24 protein-coding genes are annotated in these 20,529 nt (G+C 54.8%); 10 read left to right on the top strand and 14 right to left on the bottom strand.

All coding sequences use genetic code 11. The annotated features are described in order from the left end of the window. Positions 1–9: 9 nt before the first annotated feature. A complete protein-coding gene (locus ACR8BF_RS10470) occupies positions 10–669 on the top strand; it encodes a riboflavin synthase subunit alpha (RefSeq protein ID WP_179895883.1) in 660 nt (219 codons plus the stop codon). Between the two features lie 223 nt (positions 670–892). On the opposite strand, the gene cfa is transcribed toward ACR8BF_RS10470, so the two are convergent. Further along, a complete protein-coding gene (cfa, locus tag ACR8BF_RS10465) occupies positions 893–2,041 on the bottom strand; it encodes a cyclopropane fatty acyl phospholipid synthase (protein WP_292992773.1) in 1,149 nt (382 codons plus the stop codon). A gap of 309 nt (positions 2,042–2,350) precedes the next feature. Continuing rightward, positions 2,351–3,553, bottom strand: coding sequence for a purine nucleoside transporter PunC (punC, locus tag ACR8BF_RS10460; protein ID WP_179895881.1), 1,203 nt, complete (start codon positions 3,551–3,553; stop codon positions 2,351–2,353). A 107-nt stretch (positions 3,554–3,660) separates the two neighbouring features. Between punC and punR the strand changes: the two genes are divergently transcribed. After that, positions 3,661–4,566, top strand: a complete 906-nt coding sequence (gene punR, locus ACR8BF_RS10455) for a DNA-binding transcriptional activator PunR (RefSeq protein ID WP_179895880.1) — start codon at positions 3,661–3,663, stop codon at positions 4,564–4,566. Here punR and purR read toward each other — a convergent pair. Beyond that, on the bottom strand, positions 4,563–5,588 hold the full coding sequence (purR, locus tag ACR8BF_RS10450; RefSeq protein ID WP_179895879.1) for an HTH-type transcriptional repressor PurR: 1,026 nt from the start codon (positions 5,586–5,588) through the stop codon (positions 4,563–4,565). The genes punR and purR overlap by 4 nt on opposite strands. 281 nt (positions 5,589–5,869) lie before the next feature. On the opposite strand from purR, the gene ACR8BF_RS10445 reads away from it, so the two are divergent. Beyond that, positions 5,870–5,959 carry a YnhF family membrane protein gene (locus ACR8BF_RS10445; protein WP_095707274.1) on the top strand — a complete coding sequence of 30 codons (90 nt, stop codon included), beginning with the start codon at positions 5,870–5,872 and terminating at the stop codon, positions 5,957–5,959. Positions 5,960–6,005: 46 nt separating this feature from the next. On the opposite strand, the gene ACR8BF_RS10440 is transcribed toward ACR8BF_RS10445, so the two are convergent. Then, on the bottom strand, positions 6,006–6,815 hold the full coding sequence (locus ACR8BF_RS10440) for a C40 family peptidase (protein ID WP_179897067.1): 810 nt from the start codon (positions 6,813–6,815) through the stop codon (positions 6,006–6,008). A gap of 365 nt (positions 6,816–7,180) precedes the next feature. On the opposite strand from ACR8BF_RS10440, the gene ACR8BF_RS10435 reads away from it, so the two are divergent. Then, a complete protein-coding gene (locus tag ACR8BF_RS10435) occupies positions 7,181–7,516 on the top strand; it encodes a Grx4 family monothiol glutaredoxin (protein ID WP_170933470.1) in 336 nt (111 codons plus the stop codon). A 43-nt stretch (positions 7,517–7,559) separates the two neighbouring features. Here the strand turns inward: ACR8BF_RS10435 and rnt are convergent, their stop codons facing one another. From rnt to ACR8BF_RS10415, 4 genes are all read right to left on the bottom strand, one after another. Continuing rightward, the gene (gene rnt, locus ACR8BF_RS10430; protein ID WP_179895878.1) at positions 7,560–8,228 is read right to left on the bottom strand and encodes a ribonuclease T; all 669 of its coding nucleotides are present in this window, start codon (positions 8,226–8,228) and stop codon (positions 7,560–7,562) included. Between the two features lie 120 nt (positions 8,229–8,348). Beyond that, positions 8,349–8,756: a lactoylglutathione lyase gene (gene gloA / locus ACR8BF_RS10425; protein ID WP_008926200.1), complete on the bottom strand. Its 408-nt coding sequence runs from the start codon at positions 8,754–8,756 to the stop codon at positions 8,349–8,351. Between the two features lie 116 nt (positions 8,757–8,872). Beyond that, on the bottom strand, positions 8,873–9,970 hold the full coding sequence (locus tag ACR8BF_RS10420; RefSeq protein ID WP_292992753.1) for an alkene reductase: 1,098 nt from the start codon (positions 9,968–9,970) through the stop codon (positions 8,873–8,875). Between the two features lie 50 nt (positions 9,971–10,020). Next, entirely contained in the window at positions 10,021–10,617 is a 597-nt protein-coding gene (locus tag ACR8BF_RS10415) for a TetR/AcrR family transcriptional regulator (protein WP_179895876.1), read from the bottom strand. 174 nt (positions 10,618–10,791) lie between these two features. On the opposite strand from ACR8BF_RS10415, the gene ACR8BF_RS10410 reads away from it, so the two are divergent. The 4 genes from ACR8BF_RS10410 (at position 10,792) to ACR8BF_RS10395 (ending at position 13,197) form a co-directional block, all read left to right on the top strand. After that, positions 10,792–11,031 (top strand): DUF1289 domain-containing protein, encoded by a 240-nt coding sequence (locus ACR8BF_RS10410; RefSeq protein ID WP_003850275.1) that lies wholly within the window; start codon positions 10,792–10,794, stop codon positions 11,029–11,031. A 68-nt stretch (positions 11,032–11,099) separates the two neighbouring features. Then, positions 11,100–11,996, top strand: coding sequence for an aldo/keto reductase (locus tag ACR8BF_RS10405; protein ID WP_434744910.1), 897 nt, complete (start codon positions 11,100–11,102; stop codon positions 11,994–11,996). Between the two features lie 84 nt (positions 11,997–12,080). Continuing rightward, positions 12,081–12,599: a superoxide dismutase family protein gene (gene sodC, locus ACR8BF_RS10400; protein ID WP_179895873.1), complete on the top strand. Its 519-nt coding sequence runs from the start codon at positions 12,081–12,083 to the stop codon at positions 12,597–12,599. A gap of 130 nt (positions 12,600–12,729) precedes the next feature. Continuing rightward, complete coding sequence (locus ACR8BF_RS10395) at positions 12,730–13,197, top strand: hypothetical protein (RefSeq protein WP_179895872.1); 468 nt, start codon at positions 12,730–12,732, stop codon at positions 13,195–13,197. On the opposite strand, the gene ACR8BF_RS10390 is transcribed toward ACR8BF_RS10395, so the two are convergent. From ACR8BF_RS10390 to ACR8BF_RS10380, 3 genes are read right to left on the bottom strand one after another with little or no spacing between them, the layout of a single operon-like run. Further along, positions 13,198–15,198 carry an FUSC family protein gene (locus ACR8BF_RS10390; protein ID WP_434744909.1) on the bottom strand — a complete coding sequence of 667 codons (2,001 nt, stop codon included), beginning with the start codon at positions 15,196–15,198 and terminating at the stop codon, positions 13,198–13,200. It abuts the gene before it with no gap. Then, entirely contained in the window at positions 15,195–16,052 is an 858-nt protein-coding gene (locus ACR8BF_RS10385) for an efflux RND transporter periplasmic adaptor subunit (protein WP_179895870.1), read from the bottom strand. Before ACR8BF_RS10385 ends, ACR8BF_RS10390 begins: the two co-directional genes overlap by 4 nt. Positions 16,053–16,057: 5 nt before the next feature. Then, a complete protein-coding gene (locus ACR8BF_RS10380) occupies positions 16,058–16,294 on the bottom strand; it encodes a DUF1656 domain-containing protein (RefSeq protein WP_010245554.1) in 237 nt (78 codons plus the stop codon). A gap of 150 nt (positions 16,295–16,444) precedes the next feature. Between ACR8BF_RS10380 and slyA the strand changes: the two genes are divergently transcribed. Beyond that, the gene (gene slyA, locus ACR8BF_RS10375; protein ID WP_136198598.1) at positions 16,445–16,882 is read left to right on the top strand and encodes a transcriptional regulator SlyA; all 438 of its coding nucleotides are present in this window, start codon (positions 16,445–16,447) and stop codon (positions 16,880–16,882) included. A gap of 40 nt (positions 16,883–16,922) precedes the next feature. On the opposite strand, the gene slyB is transcribed toward slyA, so the two are convergent. Further along, on the bottom strand, positions 16,923–17,390 hold the full coding sequence (gene slyB, locus ACR8BF_RS10370; RefSeq protein ID WP_179895869.1) for an outer membrane lipoprotein SlyB: 468 nt from the start codon (positions 17,388–17,390) through the stop codon (positions 16,923–16,925). Between the two features lie 282 nt (positions 17,391–17,672). On the opposite strand from slyB, the gene anmK reads away from it, so the two are divergent. Then, a complete protein-coding gene (gene anmK, locus ACR8BF_RS10365; protein WP_434745932.1) occupies positions 17,673–18,794 on the top strand; it encodes an anhydro-N-acetylmuramic acid kinase in 1,122 nt (373 codons plus the stop codon). A 47-nt stretch (positions 18,795–18,841) separates the two neighbouring features. Here anmK and ACR8BF_RS10360 read toward each other — a convergent pair whose 3' ends face one another. Both ACR8BF_RS10360 and ACR8BF_RS10355 read right to left on the bottom strand, forming a co-directional pair. Further along, positions 18,842–19,075 (bottom strand): DUF4060 family protein, encoded by a 234-nt coding sequence (locus tag ACR8BF_RS10360; RefSeq protein WP_003850264.1) that lies wholly within the window; start codon positions 19,073–19,075, stop codon positions 18,842–18,844. A gap of 225 nt (positions 19,076–19,300) precedes the next feature. Continuing rightward, on the bottom strand, positions 19,301–20,512 hold the full coding sequence (locus tag ACR8BF_RS10355; RefSeq protein ID WP_292992732.1) for a diguanylate phosphodiesterase: 1,212 nt from the start codon (positions 20,510–20,512) through the stop codon (positions 19,301–19,303). Positions 20,513–20,529 lie beyond the last annotated feature (17 nt).

The following is a 20,529-nucleotide window of genomic DNA, read 5'->3' as shown; positions in this document are numbered from 1 at the left end:
GCAAAGACTATGTTTACCGGTATTGTGCAGGGCACCGCAGAAATCGTGTCCATTGAAGAGAAAGAACTGTTTCGTACCCACACTGTCCGACTGCCGGAAGAACTGTTACCGGGTCTGGCGCTGGGCGCATCTGTCGCTCATAACGGTTGCTGCTTAACCGTGACGGCAATTGACGGCGACCGCGTTAGTTTTGATTTAATTAAAGAGACATTGCGGGTGACCAATCTTGGCGATTTACATCAGGGCGATGTCGTCAATATTGAGCGTGCAGCCAAATTCAGCGATGAAATAGGCGGCCATCTGATGTCAGGTCATATTATGACCACCGCTGAAATCTGCAAGATTATCCAGTCAGAACATAATCGCGAAGTCTGGTTTAAAATCCAGGATCCGATGCAGATGAAATATATTCTGCATAAAGGTTATGTCGGCATCGACGGTATCAGCCTGACGGTAGGTGATGTGACTAAGACCAAATTCTGCGTCTATCTGATCCCCGAAACGCTGGAGCGCACGACTCTGGGCGCGAAGACGTTTGGCGATCGGGTCAATATTGAGGTCGACCCGCACACGCAGGCGATCGTAGAGACCGTTGAGCGGGTATTAGCACAGCGCGATGCCGCGGCGGCGATGAGCATGCTGACCGGCCAGCCTGACGCCGAGAGCTAATAAGCGGCAAAGATTGCTGGAGAGCCAATCCGGGTGAATCTGGCAGCGATATAATAGCCTGAAGCACAGGGAACACAGTCAGAAGAGGAAAGCGTCCCCCGCCACGGATAACGGGTTTTGTGTCTTTTCAAATCTTTCGGTGTTCCTGCGCCGCTCCACGCTCAGAACTTAACAGGCCATTATTTTAAAGCCTTTAGCGCAGCAGCATCTTCTTAACATCACCCTACCGCGCCACCCGTAGTCCCCCCTCAACGCCGCGACTAAACACAATCTGCCACAGCTGAATATCGCGCGCCCGGAAGGCACCGGCACAGGCATTCAGATAATAGGAGAACATCCGCTTAAAGCGTTCGCCATATTTATCGGCCAGCTCTGGCCAGGCCTGTAAAAAGCGTTCATGCCAGGCCATCAGTGTTTTATCGTAATCGGCACCAAAGTTATGCCAGTCTTCCAGAATAAAGTGGGGCTCGCTGGCATCCGCCACATGGCGAACTGAAGGCAGGCAGCCGTTTGGGAAGATATATTTATCAATCCACGGATCGACGCTCATATCGGTTTTAATCGCGCCAATGGTGTGAAGCAGGAAAATACCCTCAGGCTTTAAATTACGATCGACCACATCAAAATAGGTGGCGTAATTTTTCGGCCCCACATGTTCAAACATCCCCACCGAAACGATGCGATCAAACTGCTCATTCAGGTCGCGATAATCCTGCAACAAAATCGTGACGTCTAATCCGCTACAGCGCTGCTGCGCCAGTTTCTGTTGTTCAGCGGAAATTGTCACGCCATGCACTTTGACGCCGTAATGACGTGCGGCAAATTCCGCGAGCCCGCCCCAGCCACAGCCAATATCCAGCAGCGACATCCCGGGTTCCAGCGCTAATTTACGGCAGATCATATCCAGCTTGGCTTCCTGCGCCGTTGCCAGTGTCGTGGCATCTTTCCAGTAGCCACAGGAATATTGCATATACGGGTCGAGCATCAGTGAAAAGAGATCGTTACCGAGATCGTAATGCTCTTTACCAACAATCCACGCCCGTTTTTTTGACTGGAGATTGGTTAAGCGTGCAGCGGCAATGCGTAGTGTATCTTTGAAATGATGAGGAAGCTGCTGATCGAGTTTATGTTTGAGCACCTGGTGGAAGAAGATATCCAGCCGGTCGCACTCCCACCATCCATCCATGTAGCTCTCACCGAGCCCAAGCGATCCCTCCTGCAGAACACGTTTAAAAAAACCGGGATGAGTAATATGAATATCCCAGGGACGTGAACCATTGATTTCGATATCCGCTTTTTCCAGCAGTTCGTGAACGATGCGATACCAATGGTTCTCTTCTGGGCTCACTGCGTCTGCATACGATGAACTCATAGCTTTTCCACCACCTGTCCAATCTGAACCTGAACAAAGAGTAGCCAATTTCGTCAGGCATTGAGAAACGTTACGGATGACTCCGCACACCGGTTATTGTGTGATACAGAGGACTGGAATAGCCTGCAGCAGGTCGGTAGGGTGAGAATAACGCGCGCGAATACCGTCCCGGCAACAGGGTGCCAATCAGATTATTACGTTATTATATTGTTGATTTATTACAGATTTGTTGACCCGGATGAGTATATTCTCACGCGGGTCAATATTCAATAACTTATTGTTAGGATGCTAACTAAAAAAGTCACTGTGTTAATGATTATCCTGGCAGGCAGGTTGCGCAGAGGCAACAACAGTTTGTGCGCTTGCGGCACGCTGCATGGCGTAACCGATCAGCGCGAGCACAATAGTCGCCGTCATGATGAGTGTGGTGGTAAACAGCGCCTGAGTTAATCCGGCCGATACCGCCAGGCTGGCGGCGAAACAAAGTCCTAACTGAAGAGTATTTTGCAGCGCAGCCGCTTTGCCGGTGGCATCCGGAAAGGGCATCAGCGCACTGGAAACCACAATCGGATAGATCGCACCGTTAGCCAGCGCCATGCCGCAGAACGGAACCATCAGGCTCACCAGCGTGCTGTTGCCTGCAAGTGCAACAGCAAACAGCGCCAGAATGCTCAGGCTGTAGATGCTCAGCAGCCAGGGCAGCAACTGTGCGCCGTTAAAGCGGTTGAGCAGGGCGCGACAGCCGAAGCCGCCAATCAGGAAGGCGAGTGTCTGTGGCACATAGCTCAGGCCGATATCGGCGGGCGAAAGACCCAGCTCCGCCAGAATAAATGGCGAGCCAGTCAGCCAGGCAAAGAAGCTAGCGGAACAGGCGGAGTAGATCAGCACGTTGCCGCTGTAGATCCGGGATTTCAGCAGTGTGAAAAAGCCGGGTTGCGCCCTTTTTTCACCTGCGGCTTTGCGAACGGTAGGCAGACGCAGCGTGGTCAGAATCAGCGCTACCGCAATCAGGGTCAGCACCAGGAAAATCGAACGCCAGTGGAAATGGCCGATCAGCCAGGCGCCCAGCAACGGGGCCAGCGCCGGAGAGAGCGCAACCAGCGGCATAATGGTGGCGAAGACTTTGTTGGCGCGCGCGGCAGGGTAGCGATCCACCACCAGCGCCTGCCAGCTCACAGCCGCAGAACAGACGCCAATCGCCTGCACAAAGCGCAGCGCCAGCATCAGATAAATATCATTTACCCACAGCATGCCCGCACAGCCGACGCCAAACATAGCCAGTCCGGCCAGCAGCACAGGTTTACGGCCAATGCGATCGGAGAGCGGTCCCCAGAAAAGCTGACCGACGGCGAAACCTCCCAGAAAGAGACTCATACTGGCGCTGATCAGGCCGGGTGAGGTGTTAAAGGTTTGCTGCATCGCACCAAAGGCGGGCAGGTACATATCCGTGGCTAAAAAGCCGAGCATGCTCAGCAGGGCAAGGTAAGGCATAAATCCTTTATTCGACAACATCTCATTCTCATTTTTGCAGGATAAACGCGGCAGAGTGTAAAAGGTGCGTTTGCTGCTGTGAAACGGTAATATTTGCCGATTGCTGTTAAAATTTTTGAAGGCAGATTATGTGGTCAGAATATGCATTGGAAGTGGTTGACGCGGTTGCGCGTGGAGGGAGCTTCAGCGCCGCCGCGCAGGAGCTCCATCGGGTACCCTCTGCCATCAGCTATACGGTGCGCCAGCTGGAAAACTGGCTGGCAGTACCGCTGTTTGAACGTCAGCATCGCGAAGTGGTCCTGACCCCGGCGGGCGAGCATTTTGTCCGGGAAGGGCGAAGCGTCATCAAAAAAATGCTTGCCACACGGCGACAGTGTCAGCAGCTGGCCAACGGCTGGCGCGGGCACCTCAGCATTGCCGTTGACCGTATCGCCAAACCTCAGCGAACCCGGCAACTTGTCAAAGATTTCTATCGCCATTTTCCCGATATGGAGCTGATCATTCATTATGAAGTCTTTAACGGCGTCTGGGATGCGCTCGCCGATGGACGGGTAGAAGTGGCCATTGGGGCCACCCAGGCGATTCCGGTGGGCGGACGTTTTGCGTTTCGTGATATGGGCACCCTCAACTGGCGCTGCGTAGTTGCACCCGATCACCCACTGACACAGGCGAGCCAGATTGATGACGATACGCTGCGTAGCTGGCCTTCGCTGGTGCTGGAAGATACCTCGCGTGCGCTGCCGCGCCGTATGACGTGGACGTTAGATAATCAGCGCAGACTGGTGGTGCCGGAATGGCAAACCGGGCTGGAGTGCGTGCAGGCGGGATTGTGTGTGGCGATGGTGCCGGGACATCTTGCAAGGCCACTGCTCGACTGCGGCGATCTGGTTGAACTGACCTTGCCGGTGGCGTTTCCGGACAGCCCCTGCTGTGTTAGCTGGGCCGAGGATCGCGCATCACCGGCGACAGGCTGGCTACTCAGCTATCTGGGTGATGCGCAAACGCTTAATCAGGAGTGGTTAAGCGAGGATTAACGGCGATAGTCACGGAACGGACCATCGGCCACGGAACGGCGCTCTATCAGCGTAGGGTGGACTTCAATCGTTTGTGACACTTCACGCTTACTGGTGATGCGGTCCAGCAGCATATCCAGCGCTTTCTCACCCAGCTGGGCTTTAGGCTGATGCACGGTGGTCAGAGCCGGCGCGAAGTAGCGGGCGTTGCGCACATTGTCGTAGCCGATTACCGAAATATCCTGAGGCACACGCAAACCCATCTCGTCGGCAGCGCAAATCGCGCCCATCGCCATGATGTCACCACCGCAGAACACCGCCGTCGGACGCTGTTTCTGTGACAGGATCTGCTGCATCGCCTGATAGCCCGACTCCGGCTCAAAATCACCCTGCACAATCCACTCGGCGCGCGGCAGAATACCCGCTTCTTCCAGTGCCTTCAGGAAACCGGCATGACGTCCACCTCCGGTGTTACGCTCCATCTGACCGGGAATAGCACCAATATCCCGGTGTCCACGTTCAATCAGATAGCGTCCCGCCAGATAGCCGCCCTGAAAAGCATTATCGAGTACCGTGTCGGTGAAGTCGGCGCGCGACTCGCCCCAGTCCATCACCACCATCGGAATATTGCGGTTCTCTTCCAGCATCTGCAGCAGATCATCCGGATATTCAGAGCACATCACCAGCAGACCATCGACGCGTTTCTGCGCCATCATGCTGAGGTAGGCGCGCTGTTTTTGCAGATCGTTATGCGCATTACCCAGAATCAACGTATAGCCTTTGTCAAAACAGTGATTTTCAACCGCTTCAATAATTTCAGCGAAATAGGGCGCTTCGCTGGAGGTGGCAAGCAGGCCCAGCGTCCTGGTATGGTTCACTTTCAGGCTGCGTGCAACGGCGCTCGGCGAGTAGTGCAGTTCTTTGATCGCCTGCCAGACCGCGTTACGCGTTTCTTCAGCGACAAAGCGGGTTTTATTGATGACGTGCGAAACGGTGGTCGTTGAGACGCCGGCGCGTTTCGCCACATCTTTAATTGTTGCCATGAAAATCGGACTCCAGTGCTTATCTAACTCTATGATAAGCGTAGTGTTAAACGTTTGCGTCTGCTCAGGGGTTTTTTACGCAAAAATGCAGCTTTCCGGCTCGTAAACTGGCCTGGGGCGATGAATAAACGCTGTAAAAGATGCGCAAACGGAATCAGAGTTGCGCGCGTTGCGCAACAAAGGCGGGATTCTAACAAGGCTGGACGGATAAAACGAGATTTTTACCGGGCTGTGTGGGAAAATGCCATATCCCTACACATTGTGTGACTAAGGAGCAAGCAATGAGTACCGATCTTAAACTGGCGTTAATGACCACCGTGGGCTGTCTGCTGATGATTGTGGCCTTTAGTTTTACCGCCATTCTGCACTAATAAAAAAGCCGGGAATATCCCGGCTTTTTTCTGCCTGTAATGCTGCTCAGCGTATGGTTTTTGGCGTCATCACCCGACGAGCGCCGATGTAGTGGCGCTGCCAGTAATCTTCACCTAATGCGCTGATCTGAATATCTTTGCCGGTACGTGGCGACTGGATAAATTTGCCATCGCCCAGGTAAACGCCAACATGATCCGCAGTACCGCGCCCATTAATACGGAAGAAGACCAGATCACCTTTCTCCAGCGACTCACGCTTGATTGGCGCAGCGTCACGCAGGTGATACATCTCGTTAGCGGTACGGGGGATCTTAAACTTGACCAGATCTTTATAGGCGTACCAGACCAGACCACTGCAATCGAAACCGGTATGCGGTGACGTGCCACCCCACTGATACGGTTTACCCAACTGACCCATCAGCTTGGTCATCGCCGTTTCGCGCGCCTTCTGGTAGCGCTGACGGTGAGATTTGCTCATCTTAATTGTACCAGGCTCGCTGGCGGTGACCTCAGCCGTTTTCAGCAGACGCTCATGACCATAGCGTTTCTTCTCTTTATTTTTTTCTTTGGTTTTGCTGATACGGGCAGTTTTGAGCGAGGTCTTCTTAGCAGGCGTCTGTTTAGCGGTGAGTTCAACTTTTTTCTGTTTTTTAGTTTTGAGTTTTTGAACAGGGCTGAGGCGAGTCTTTTTCGTCACCGTTTTCACCTGGCGACGCTTGCGGCGCTCATCGTCGCGCGCACTCTTTTTTTCTGCTTTATGCGTACTGACGTTCACCGGCGCGTGCGGTGAAGCAGCAGCGACGTTGAAAAACAGTTGCGCAAAGGCCAGCATGAAAAGCGTAATGATTAAACGCATAGTCCGTTGATTAGTTAAGTTGTCAGGGCCACTACGCACCGCGACAAAGTTGAGATTAATCTGATCCAGGATCAGCGCCCAGGCCATTCTAGTCCAGTTCGTTTAAAAACTGTAATGCCTTTTAATATTAATCTTTGCAACCCACGTAATCGCGCTGAAAATGAACATTTTCAGCGTCTTATATCAACGAAATTATTACGAATTATTAAACTGTTACCAGCTGTTAATAATCATGAATTAAAGCGTCCCGAAGCAGGACTTAACAATGATGGCGATTTAATCGGGCAGCGGTCAAAATCTCGTTTTCAGTCAGGCTGCGAAGTCGCTACAATAAACAAACACGAAGTGACGAATTAAGGAAGGCAATAATGAGTACTGTAGAAAAAATTCAGCGCCAGATCGCAGAAAACCCGATCCTGCTGTACATGAAAGGTTCCCCGAAACTGCCTAGCTGTGGTTTCTCTGCTCAGGCGGTCCAGGCGCTGTCAGCCTGTGGTGAGCGTTTTGCTTACGTGGATATTCTGCAGAACCCGGATATTCGTGCCGAGATGCCGAAATTCGCTAACTGGCCAACCTTCCCGCAGCTGTGGGTCGATGGCGAGCTGGTCGGTGGATGCGACATCATCGTTGAGATGTTACAACGTGGTGAACTGCAGACGCTGATTAAAGAGACTGCAGAGAAGTTTAAAGAAGCAGAATAAAAAAAGGCCGACATCACGTCGGCCTTTCTCATTGCGGCATCCCTTATGCGGATGTCGTGGCTTCTGTATCACCTTCCGCAAAGGGCAGTGGCCAGCCACCTAACCGTTTCCAGCGGTTCACCAGCTCGCAGAACAGCGTCGCCGTCTGCTGCGTGTCATAGAGCGCCGAATGCGCCTGCGTACTGTCAAACTCCATTCCTGCCGCAATACAGGCTTTCGCCAGCACCGTCTGACCCAGCACCAGTCCGCTCAGAGCCGCGGTATCAAAAGTGGCAAACGGGTGAAACGGATTACGCTTCAGGCTGGCACGTTCTGCTGCCGCTGACATAAAGTTCAGGTCGAAGGTGGCATTATGCGCCACCATAATGGCGCGATTGCAGCCGCTGTCTTTAATGCCTTTACGCACCATTTTGAAAATGGCGTGCAGCGCTTCATATTCACTCACTGCACCGCGCAGCGGATTACTCGGGTCGATACCGGTAAAAGCCAGCGCTTCCGGATGCAGCAGCGATCCAACAAAAGGTTCAACGTTGAAGTGCAGCGTCTGGTCAATCTGAATCCATCCCTCTTCATCCATTTTCAGCGTGATAGCGGCAATCTCCAGTAACGCATCGGTTTGCGCGTTGAAACCGGCGGTTTCGACGTCGATCACCACCGGATAGAAGCCACGGAAACGTTGATTGAGTGCATTGGGGGAATTCGATTCAGACATCAGGATCTCGTTGCAGAAAAAGGGCAGCGCGTATTATGGCAAAAAACGGGGCCGGGTGCAGCAGATGAAGCGAAGAGAAGGGGATTCAGCCCACCCGGACGGGCAGGCTGAGGAGCAGGTTTAGTTGCCCAGGCCGTTGCCGGCATCTTTATTTTCGATCAGCTCGATTTTGTAGCCATCGGGATCTTCAACAAAGGCAATAATGGTGGAGCCGCCTTTAACCGGGCCGGCTTCACGCGTCACGTTGCCGCCATCTTTGCGGATACGTTCGCAGGCCGCTGCTGCGTCATCAACGCCCAGCGCAATATGACCATAAGCATTACCGAGGTCATACTTATCGACGCCCCAGTTGTAGGTCAGCTCGATCACTGCACCTTCGCTCTCGTCGGTGTAGCCCACAAAGGCCAGGGTATATTTATATTCGGTGTTTTCGCTCTGACGCAGCACGCGCATGCCCAGCACACGGGTATAGAAGTCGATAGAACGTTGCAGATCGCCAACGCGCAGCATGGTATGAAGTAAACGCATAACATCCTCTTTAAAATAAAACGCCATCGCCGGATGACCCAGGCGATAAGTATAGCGATGAAAATCGCCGTTGAATAATGGCTGCCGCCATCGTCCCGTACGGCAGCCCAAAACGGTTACAGCGTCGGGTAGTCGATATAACCTTCAGCGCCGCCGCCGTAGAAGCTTTCCGGACGCTGTGGATTGAGTGGGGCATCCTGCTGCAGGCGCTCAACCAGATCCGGGTTAGCGATGTAATCACGACCAAACGCAACCGCATCGATCAGACCGCGACCGATCAGATCGTCCGCTTTCTCAACTGTGTAGGCACCGGCACCAATGATGGCACCCGGGAAGAGATCACGCACTTTCTGACGGAAGGCGTCGGTGTAAGGCTGACCACCGGCCCAGTCTGGCTCTGAAAGGTGCAAATAGGCAATGTTGCGTTTCGCCAGCTCTGCGATGTACCACAGCGCCGCTTCTTCTTCATCCGGGCCGTTGTCCAGATTCTGGAAGCTGCCGATTGGCGAGACGCGAATACCAATACGATCGGCTGACCAGTTAGCGATGACCGCATCAACCACTTCCAGCGCAAAGCGACCGCGTTTTTCGATGCTGCCGCCATATTCATCGGTACGCTGGTTTGAATCTGGCGCCAGGAACTGATGAATCAGGTAGCCGTGCGCGGAGTGCAGCTCAAGCAGGTCAAAGTCGGCTTCACGCGCGTTAGCCGCAGCCTGACCAAAATCTGCCACGATCTGCTGAATCTCGGGCACAGTCAGTTCACGTGGCGTCGAAGTATCTTCGCGATAAACGCTGCCATCTTCAGCACGCAGTGAAGTACGGGTGCCTGCGGCAATCGCCGATGGAGCGACGGGGGCTTTGCCTTCCGGCTGCACGCTGTTGTGAGAGATACGACCGGTATGCCATAACTGTACTGCGGTGTGACCGCCAGCCTGATGCACACCTTCGTTAATCGCTTTCCATGCCGCAATCTGTGGCTGTGTATGTAAGCCCGGCGCACCGGCATAGCCCTTCGCCTGGAAAGAGATCTGGGTCGCTTCGGTGATAATCAGCCCTGCGCTGGCACGCTGGCGGTAATATTCCGCCATCATCGGGGTAGGGATGTCGCCTGGCTCAATGCTGCGCAGACGGGTCAGCGGTGCCATGAATACGCGGTTTGGGACGGTAATTGCGCCGACTTTCAGCGGACGAAACAGCTGGGTACTCGCCATAATAGCTCCTGATTAGTAGACCAGTCGTCTACAAGCATGTTTTTTAAAAATCAGTGAATTTTAAGCCACTGTTCGATGGTACTGAGTGCCAGACGCAGTGGCTGCGCCTCGCGGGAAATTTTGCTCTGCAGACTGGCGCCGAGCCACAACAGCGACAGTAATTCTGCCATTTGCGCGGGAGGCTGGGGCAGGTTCAGCGTCTCCTGCTGCTCTGCAGCGATGAGTGTCCGGGCGTAGAGCGCAGTGATCTTCGCCGCGCCCTGCTGCAATGCGTCACGCATTGGCTCAGAGAGATCGCACACTTCAGCGGAGACTTTGACGCCCAGACAGCCAACAATATGGCCCTGCTCCACAAACAGCTCAACGGCAGCACGAAAGTGATTAAGCAGGCGCTCACGCGGCGTGCCGCTGGTCTGATTAAGCTGTAACGCTACATCCTGCAGGAAACGCGCAAAGTAGCGTTCCAGTAACGCCACGCCAAACGCCTCTTTAGAGCGGAAATAGTAGTAGAAGGAGCCTTTCGGCACCGCCGCCTGCGTCAGCAGTTCGCTGAGGCCCATTCCGGTAAAGCCGCGCTGCAGACAGAGTTGCTCACCTGTCTGGAGCAGGTGTTCGCGGGTTTCATTGCGTTGTAGCGTCTTATTCATAGCAACGAGGTTAGTAGACCAGTCGGTCTAATGCAACCTTGCACCAGGCGTTTGGCACAGAGTGTTCACCTGTCCATGAAAGAAAGGGATAATTGTGACCGGCCAGGGCGTACTTCCTGTGTAAACAGGCTACGCTTTTTAGTTAACTATTTATTCTGTGAATCCGGAGTCGTGGTGGCCGAGCAGCTTGAGTTTTTCCCGGTTCCCAGTCCCTGTCGCGGCATCTGCCAGACGGATGCGCGCGGCTACTGCCTGGGATGTTTACGCAGCCGCGATGAGCGGTTCAACTGGCTTCGCTTCAGCGATGCCCAGAAGCGTGAGGTCATCCGACTCTGTCAGCAGCGTCGTCAGCGTCTGCAGCGGCAGCAGAAAGGCGACGAACCGCCCGAACCGCAACAGCCGGAGTTATTCTGACGACGTTGCGCTTTCCGTTATACTCTCTGACACATTAATTACAGCCCACGCGCAACAGGGAGAACGTCATGTTAGAACCGCAAGCCATCGCCTCACAGGGGCCCGATTTTTCACCGCTGATTATGGGGTATTGGCGTCTGATGGAGTGGGGTATGTCGCCTCAGGAGCGGGTCGCGTTTATTGAGCACCATCTGGAGCTGGGTATTACAACTGTTGATCATGCGGACATCTACGGTGATTACCAGTGTGAGGCGGCCTTTGGCGAGGCACTGAAACTGGCACCCGGACTGCGCGACCAGCTACAGATTGTGACCAAGTGCGGCATTGCCACCCGCGCCCGGCCTGAGCACCAGATTGGTCATTACATTACTGATAAACGTCATATCCTGCAGAGTGCTGAAAACTCATTACGCCATTTCCACACCGATCGGCTCGATTTGCTGCTCATCCATCGGCCCGATCCGCTGATGGCGGCTGATGAGGTCGCTGAAGCCTTTATGGCGCTGCATCACAGCGGCAAGGTTCTGCATTTTGGCGTCTCCAACTTCACACCATCACAGTTTTCCCTGCTGCAATCCCGTCTGCCGTTCTCGCTGGTGACGAATCAGCTTGAGATCTCACCGGTTCAGCAAAGCGTGCTGCTTGATGGATCGCTGGATCAGTGTCAGCAGCTGCGCATTCGTCCGATGGCCTGGTCCTGTCTGGGTGGTGGTCGCCTGTTTAACGATCCCCATTTCCAGCCGCTGCGTAACGAACTGGAAGCCGTGCGGCAGGAAACCGGTGCCACCAGCCTGGAGCAGGTGGTCTATGCCTGGATACTGATGCTGCCATCGCGCCCACTGCCGATCATTGGTTCAGGTAGAGCAGCGCGGGTCAGCGAGGCTGCCGGGTCACTGAACGTAATCCTGACTTGCCAGCAGTGGTTCCGGATTCGCAAGGCCGCCCTGGGATTTGATGTGCCCTGAAGCGTAAAACTGCGTCAATTTTCAGCAAAATAGCGCAACAGCGACCAGACTTATCTCAACCCCTGGGATGCAAATGGAGTCACCATGAAAATGAAAGCAGTTGCGCTATCCGCTCTGATCGCCTGCGGTGCAGCACAGGCTGCCAGCGAGCAGGTTACGATCCATCAGGTTACCGCTGAAGGGATTGGAAAATCGCTGGGCACCGTAACGATTGACGAGACACAGTATGGTCTGCAGTTCACACCGGATCTGCAGGGGCTTCAGCCGGGCATTCATGGTTTCCATGTTCATGCCAAAGGCAGCTGTGAGCCGGGCGAGTCTGATGGAAAAAGGGTCGCCGCTGGTGCAGCTGGTGGGCACCTTGATCCGGCCAGCAGCGGTAAACATCTGGGGCCTTATGCAGAGGGACACCTGGGCGACCTGCCTGCGGTCTATGTCGATGACAAAGGCAACGCGACCTATCCGGTGCTGGCACCGCGTCTGAAATCGTTAAAAGAGATTAAAGGCAAAGCGCTGATGGTGCATGTCGGTGGGGATAATCATGCCGACCATCCTAAACCGCTGGGCGGCGGCGGGGCGCGCTATGCCTGCGGTGTAATCTGAATTTTTGGGCGGCAGGCAATGGCCGCCCGCTTTTCTCCTGACTGTTTATGAATTGTTGTACCATCCCTGACATTTCCCCCCTATGATATTGATTCAGGTAAGAAAGCGTGATGGGGAAAGGAGCAGGAAAATGAAATTTAAGGGCGCATTACTGCTGTGTCTGCTGCTGGTGGGATGCGATAAACCCAATGAGACGCAACTGGTTACTGAAACCGGACGGGAACTTCAGCGCACCATTGACACCAGCCCGATGCGTGTCACCTGCGAAAAGATCGCCAAAGGCCGGGAATGGCTGAGCCGCAACATGGTGCGCAAGCTGGAAGCACAGGGCTGTGATCAGGTCTTTCGCAGCGCCACCGAAACCAATTTCACTGATACCACCATCAATCGGCGCACTATGACCATGGTGTGCGGCGGCATCCACGGTCAAAGTTTTACCGGCACCGACCTCACACGCCGGTTCATCTTCTCACCCGATGAGAAAGCGCTGGTGATCGAACCTATGACTGAAATGGATAAAACCCGCTTCGAAGGCCATAAAACGCTACAACAGTTGCAGGAGGATTTTAACCGGCAGCAGCAGCAATATTGCCAGTAATCACGCCGGTACCGCCTGCTTCAGCTGTGCCAGCGAACAGCGTAATCGCCAGATAATTCCCGCCAGTTCGCTGGCCTCGTTGTTTTCCAGCGCCAGTAATGTGGCAATGGTCTCTTCCAGTTCCGTCAGCATCCGATCCAGCGAGCTGTGGCGCACGCCGCGGCTGCTGATAATCTGCTGTAAATTTTGCAGGCTGTTATCACGGAACGTCATCAGTGCTGCCGAACCGGCGCGCCATTCACGCAACTGCCAGACAATATGCGAGCAATTAAGCAGCACCACACCCCAGCGCAGTAGCCAGACGCGCGCCTGCTCATCACGGCTGTGACTGAGCTGGCTGATACGGTGGTAAATCTGCGATTCGAAACGACTCTCGCTGAGACGGGGCCGTTGCCGCAGTTGATCAAGAAATGCCAGCCGCAACGCCCGGATATGCCGTCGGCTGCGTCGCGCATCAGAACTGGGCCGCAGAATCTGGAACGCCAGCCAGGCGAGCAACACGCCGCAGACTTTGGCGATGTTATCGTTAAAAAAGTCCTGATAATCCCAGGTGGGCGGATTCGTCACCGCAATAAACGAGCCCATAAAGACGATGAACTGTCCCCACATCCCAGCCCGCTGTTTCTGCTGCAGCTTGAAGAGTTGCAGGGTCACCAGCAGCGGAAATAAAAACAGTAAAAACTGCCATAGCTGACTGATCTGCACCATCAGGCCAAACTTCATCACAAAGCTAAACGCAAACAGCCATAGCAGAGTTTTCAGCAGCAGCGTAACGCTGCCGCCGGGTGAGGGCACGGAAGCATAAAGCACGCAGGCAATGGCGGTCAGGGTGAGCGCGGAAGCCCCGGAAGACCATTGCGTATTGATCCAGAATGCGCAGCCCAGCACGATCACACAGAAGGTCCGCAGGGCGCTCCAGCCCGCTTCGGCACTGTCACTGTCGCGCGCCAGTGCCGGAACCGGCGGCGGCTGAAAGCGGGTATCGGCATCGGCGCGATCGATCAGTCGAATCCAGCGTAGCACGTTGAGGTACATCCAGCAGAAGTAGCGCAGCCGCTGACAAAAGGCACGTTGCCGGTAGTCGCCATCCGTCGCAGGCGTCACGCTGCGCAGAATTTGCGCCAGACGATATTTATCGCACGCGGGTTTTGCCAGCTCAGCCAGCAGGCGTTGCAATGCCTCAAACAGCGCATCAGGCGCGTCCGGCCAGTTCAGTAACATACGGCGCAGGCTGGAAAGTACGCTGGTGAGTCGCAGCTGCTGGTGCAGCACATAGTTCAGGACGTTATTCTGTCGGCGAAAGCGATAGTGGCTCCAGAACGCCTGAATCCGCAGCAGATTCATGGTCAGGATCTGGCTGATGACGTTTTCATGCGCGACACGAATGGTATCGCTTGCCGAGGGCTGCAACAGTAACACCGCATGCTCCAGCAACCGGGCGTGCATTTGCTTCAGTGAGGTAATCAGCGCTTCGCCATCGGAAGTGCTCGGCAGCACCATCATCATCAATCCGGCGCAGAGAATGCCGGAAATCACTTCACAGACGCGTGCCTGCGCAATAGTCCACAGCGTAGTGATATCGGTGATATTCACGCTGCTGAAGGCGATGATGGCGGCGGTGTAACCCGCCAGTGAAAACGCGTAAGCGACATTATTCTGGTAGTGGTTTGAAATGCCGGTGCAGAGCGCCAGCCACCCCGCAATCGCAAAGGTAAACAACCATGGTTCATTCAGGGTATGTCCGGCAATCAGCAGCGCGGCGCTTGCTCCCAGCAAGCTGCCGACAATACGGCCAAGACTTTTACTGATCGCGCCGCCGACAGTGGGAAAACTGATCACGGCGGCAGAGGTCATCGCCCAGTAAGGCTCATCGAGATCCAGCCCATAGGCGATGCTCAGCGCCAGACACATCGCAATAGCATTACGCAACGCATAGCGCCACTGACCGGCGTTCGCCTTAATCCAGGGCAGTTGATCCCAGGCCAGCCACTGAAGATTCATGGCTGGATGGTGATGGTGCAGCTGGTACCGACCACTAAATCGGCATCGGCAGGAAGCGCGTTGAGACGAATGCGCACCGGCACTCGCTGCGCCAGCCGCACCCAGGGCACGTTTGGCTTAATATCGGGCACCAGGCCGCTGTCGAGCTCAATGCTCTGGTCATAGATAGCGCGGCCAATACTGTCCACCTGGCCCTGCAGCTGCATACCATTACTGTAGAGCACCACCTGTGCCGCCGCGCCAGGACGAATATGGCGCAGCTTAGTCTCTTCGAAATAGCCCATCACGTAATAAGAGTGGCTGTCGACCAGCGCAAACAGGGGAGAACCCGCGGTGGCATAGTTGCCGGGCCGCAGCGTCAGATTAGTGATCCAGCCATCCGCCGGAGCGGTCAGCGTGGTCTGCTGCAGATTCCAGCGCGCCCGTTCCCATTCAGCCTGCGCGGCTTTGGTACTGGCGGCGGCGGCACCAGAGCTTAAGCGTGCCGCATCAAGATCCTCGGCGGAGATAATGTTGCGTGGCAGGCTGCTGCGTCGGTTAAATTCATGCTGCGCTTTCGCCATGTCCGCCTGCGCTTTGCTAAGCTGGGCGGCGGCGTTGTCGAGGGCGATCTGCCACGGCACCGGGTCCAGCGTGAGCAGTTGCTCGCCCTTGTGTACAAACTGATTGTCTTTCACCTTCAGTTGCGTAATCCGGCCCGATACCTGAGGCGTGATATCGACCAGCTCTGCCCGCACTTTCCCGTCACGGGTCCAGGGCGACTGCATGTAGTAGTTCCACAGCCAGCCAGCGGCCAGCAGCGCGAGGGCAAACACAATCAGCGTGGAGAAATATTTTACCGCGTTAAATTTCATATCGATTATCCGTGACCGATGAGCCAGAGTGCGGCGGTAACGCACAGCACAAACAGGGAGAGATCAAACAGGGTGGGATGCCAGACATCGCCGGAGTAGATCCAGCCGCGCACCAGCGGGTGGATCAACAGCCAGAAAAAGAAGCCGAGGATCACCGCTTTGAATATTGGCGGGAAAAACAGTGAGGCGCCCACGACCAGGTCAGTCAGCGGATTCGCACCTGAAAAAGCAGGAGTGAGCACGTGATAACATCCTTCGTTAACCCAAACGGCAGACTTGAAGCGCTGCCACGTTATCGTGGCCTGGTCCGGGATTTGTAATTTTTCCTGTAAACTCGCAGAATAGTGTAAAATCTGGCTTGATAGCTAGCAAGCTAATTATAAGGAGATGAAATGGATACGCCCCTCGGAACGGATTTATCTCGCCTGGTGCGCATCTGGCGCGCGTTGATTGATCAGCGGCTCAAGCCGCTTGAGCTGACTCAGACTCACTGGGTGACGTTGCACAATATTCATCAACTGCCGCCCGAACAGTCGCAGATTCAGTTAGCCAAGGCGATTGGTATTGAACAGCCCTCGCTGGTGCGCACGCTGGACCAGCTGGAAGAGAAAGGACTCATTACCCGTTCGACCTGCGCCAACGATCGTCGTGCTAAGCGCATTAAGCTGACGCAGCAGGCGGAGCCGATTATCGAACAGGTTGAGAGTGTGATTGATGAGACGCGGGACGACATTTTGTCTGGCATCAGTCGGGAAGAGATCAGCCAGATGGTGACGCTGATCGCCCGGCTTGAGAAAAACATTCTCGAACTTCAGAACAAAGAGAAATAAAAAAACCGACGCGAGGGCGTCGGTTTTTTGTTTTACAGCATTAGCGAGGTGAAACCGTCACCTGGCTGCCGTTGGACGCCATCGCAACACGCTGGCCAACGGAGTAACGCGAGGCAGCCTGTTTCTGAACCACCATGATGGTATTGCCATCATCCTTACGGATTTCCAGCTCAACGCCATCGGCTTTATTGACTGCGCCCTGTACGCCCTGGCCTGCTACGCCACCCAGAACCGCACCACCGGCTGTCGCCAGGCTACGCCCGGTGCCGCCACCAATGGTATTACCCAGGAAGCCACCCAGCACCGCACCACCGATTGCACCGATAACGTTGCTGTCATCGCCGCCCTGGATTTTCACCGGACGCACAGAAACTAAGGTACCGTACGAAACGCTCTGCACCTGCTTGGCTTCACTGGCACTGTAGGTATCACCCGACAGCGTACTGGTATTGCTACAACCTGCCAGCATAGCACCGGCCAGAGCGACCACAATTACACGCTTAATCATTTGAAACTCCTTTAGTCGAGAAGGCGCCACGTTTACCGCTGTATCCTGCTCACAGTATAAGACACAAACCTGGCAAATTAATCCCTGTCCGAATAAAACACGGTTGGACCAAGCATAGACTATGCAGGATCAACAATAATTCAATCGTCGATGAAAAATAGTCCCGTTACGTTATCGCCAGGCACAATTGGATAAAAACAATTTAATCATAGAATTAGCGATCATTATTTGTCAGGCTAGCCGCAGATGAATCGCACTTCCCGCCGGAAGTAAGGAATGGCTATGAAATCAGGACGCTATATCGGGGTAATGTCAGGTACCAGCCTGGATGGGGTGGATGTGGTGCTGGCCGCCATTGATGAGAATATGGTGGCCCAGCAGGCGAGCTACTCCCATCCAATGCCACCGGCGCTGCGTCAGGCGGTGCTGGAAATCTGTCAGGGACAATCTCTGACGCTGTCACAGCTTGGGCAGCTTGATACCCGCCTGGGCCAGCTGTTTGCTGAGGCCGTGGTGACATTAATGAAGCGCGAGTCGCTGGAAGCCAGCGATATTACGGCGATTGGCTGTCATGGACAGACCGTCTGGCATGAGCCACTGGGTGACGCACCCAATACGCTGCAGATTGGTGACAATAACCAGATTGTGGCAGCAACCGGCGTTACCGTGGTGGGTGATTTCCGCCGCCGTGACATGGCACTGGGCGGGCAGGGCGCACCGCTGGTGCCCGCCTTTCACCAGGCGCTGCTGATGGATGCCACTGAACGCCGCATGGTGCTGAATATTGGCGGCATCGCTAATCTCTCCGTGTTGATTCCGGGTCAGCCGGTGCGCGGCTTCGATACCGGTCCCGGGAATATGCTACTGGACGCCTGGATCTGGCGTAACCAGGGACAGCCCTATGACAAAGATGCGCAGTGGGCGCGCAGCGGAACAGTTATTCCGGCTCTGCTGGAGACGCTGTTGCAGGAGCCGTGGTTTGCATTGCCGCCGCCGAAAAGCACCGGGCGCGAACACTTCAATCTGGGCTGGCTGGAACAGCATCTGCGCTACTTCCCGGGTCTGGCACCGCAGGATGTGCAGGCCACGCTGGTTGAGCTGACCGCTATCACCATCACACAGCAGGTGTTGCTCAATGATGGCTGCGACCGTCTGCTGGTGTGTGGCGGCGGGAGTCGCAATCCGCAACTGATGGCGCGTCTGGCGGCGCATCTTCCCGGTACAGAAGTGACCACTACCGATGCGGCGGGAATCAGTGGCGATGATATGGAAGCACTGGCGTTTGCCTGGCTGGCGTTCCGCACGCTCTCCGGGCTGCCGGGCAATCTGCCTGCGGTGACAGGCGCACGGGAACAAAGTGTGATTGGCGCAATCTATCCGGCCAATTCACTCTATCGACGTTAAGCGGGGATGGCGGGGGCTGAATGCCCCCGCAGGAGAGCAGGCGGCCGTCAGGCGGCGCCGGAGAGATGCGTCAGGTTACGAACCCCGGTTATCACCGTGGCCACCATGGTTTCGCGCCGGGTAATTACCTCAACCTGGTAAAACCGGCTGCGGTAGGCGATAGAATAGATAATCGGATGGTATTTATTACCTTCTCCGTAGCGTGAGTAGTGCGCTTCGAGCGCACGGGTCGCAGCCAGGATATGGGAGGGTTCTTTATCACCGCGGATGATTTGCTTCATTCAGTTCCTCAAATGCTGTTCCTGGAGTCACGTCGCACGCAGGGCGCGTAGCGCTGGCCTAAACACTGAACATCTGACTGCTAAACATTTAATCGCTGATTTTATTATGACTGACTGTGACGCGGGAAGATGACAGAAATATGATCCCCCGGCGCTGTTAATTATTTAGCAGCAGCCGGAGAATCCAGCAAGGCAGGGAATCGCAAATTCATCCTAATCGCAGTGTTAAACCAGCTCCGGCCAGGCCACGGCGGCGATGCCATTGAGTTCAGGTCTGGAGAACAGGAAACCCTGAAACTGGGTCACGCCTGCCGCTTCAAGCCACATCCACTCTTCAGGCTGTTCAATGCCCTCCGCGATAACGCCAATCTCCAGTGAGGCGCAGCATTTCAGAATGGCATGAATGATTGCCTGCTTTGGCCCGCTTTTATGCACATCAGAGATAATGGCCCGGTCAATCTTGATCTTGTCGGGCTGAATGCGGGTCAGCAGCGACAGGCCGGCAAAACCGGCACCGAAATCATCCAGCGCCAGACTGATACCAGCCGCCTTCAGCTGCCTGATAGCGGCTTCAAAGGCCTCGGGTTGCGAGATAATCTCATTCTCGGTGAACTCAACCATGATCTGCTCCGGCACCAGCCCCTGCGCAGCAATTTCGTTCAGCAAAAACGGGACGGCGTCGGGGATTTCCACCAGAGTCATGGGCAACAGATTGATCGACAGTGTCATGCCCTCGATCCCCAGATGTTTCGCCTGAGTAAAAGCGAGCTTTTTCGAATTCAGATCGACCTGATAGAGCTGCTCGCGTGATAGTCCGGCAAAGTACTGAAGTGGTGGTTCTCCCTGCGGGCCACGAAGCAGCGCCTCCAGCGAGACAATTTCACAGGCGAAGGGGTCAACGATCGGCTGAAAAGCAAAGCTGACCTCATCTGTTGCCAGCAGCGCCGCATTGCCTTCACGCTGCTCTGACTCATCACGAATAAACGACCAGCCCCTGGCGGAAGGGATCTCGAAATAGTTCTCTTTTTCCCGCGCTTCGACAAAAGTGCGCAGGAAATGCAGGGCGCGATCGGCATAGGTCAACTGATATCGGGTGGTGCACTTCGCCAGCACTGCTTCCAGCACCGTCTCTTTATCATGCAGCCGCAGATCGAACAGCTCCATCCCGACGTGACCAAAACGACGCGCCGGTGCGTAATCGCGCAGCAGTTCGACCAGATTATGGTGGCGCGGATCCTGACAAATGCGGCTGTAGACTGCCTTAACCGCCGCCTCAGGCCCTTCAAGCAGCTGGAAAAAGTGCGTGCCATTGAACAGCAAAATTCCGGTAACGCTGGATGATTTATTGATTTTATTCGCTTTTAACGCCAGATCATTCAGGGTTTTCAGCGGCACATTCTCTGTAATGTGGCTGCGATAAATGATTGTCGACAACATAAAGTTTTCCGGAATTT

Source organism: Candidatus Pantoea rara, assembly GCF_051136265.1.
Classification (GTDB): Bacteria; Pseudomonadota; Gammaproteobacteria; order Enterobacterales; family Enterobacteriaceae; genus Pantoea; species Pantoea rara.
Note: the sequence above shows the minus strand (reverse complement) of the source record. Positions and strands in the feature narration are given on the sequence as shown.